General features: G+C 56.3%; 1 protein-coding gene. It reads left to right on the top strand.

All coding sequences use genetic code 11. From position 1 onward, the window contains the following. Positions 1-366 (top strand): thiolase family protein (locus L2096_RS16025; protein ID WP_502801305.1); only part of this gene is annotated, 366 nt, incomplete at both ends.

Here is a 366-nt window from a genome sequence, read left to right as displayed (position 1 = left end):
CCATCTGATCATTGCAGGGGGTGTCGAAAGCATGAGCCGCGCACCGTATGTGATGGGGAAATCAGAAGGGGCGTTTGGACGCACCCAGAAGATAGAAGACACCACCATGGGATGGCGCTTCATCAATCCGAAGCTCAAAGCCATGTATGGTGTGGAGACCATGCCGCAAACCGCAGAAAATGTGGCCGAGCAGTTTGGCATCCAGCGTGAAGACCAAGACCAGTTTGCCTACACCAGCCAGCAACGCACCGCGGCGGCACAGGCCAAAGGCTACTTTGCAAAAGAAATCGTGCCTGTCACGATTCCACAGCGCAAAGGAGAGCCGGTGGTGATCGCCACCGATGAGCATCCACGTGCCTCAACCAC

The sequence above is a fragment of the Acinetobacter sp. ACZLY 512 genome (genome assembly GCF_023614015.1).
Taxonomy (GTDB): Bacteria; Pseudomonadota; Gammaproteobacteria; order Pseudomonadales; family Moraxellaceae; genus Acinetobacter; species Acinetobacter soli.
This window is presented reverse-complemented; position numbering and strand designations above follow the sequence as displayed.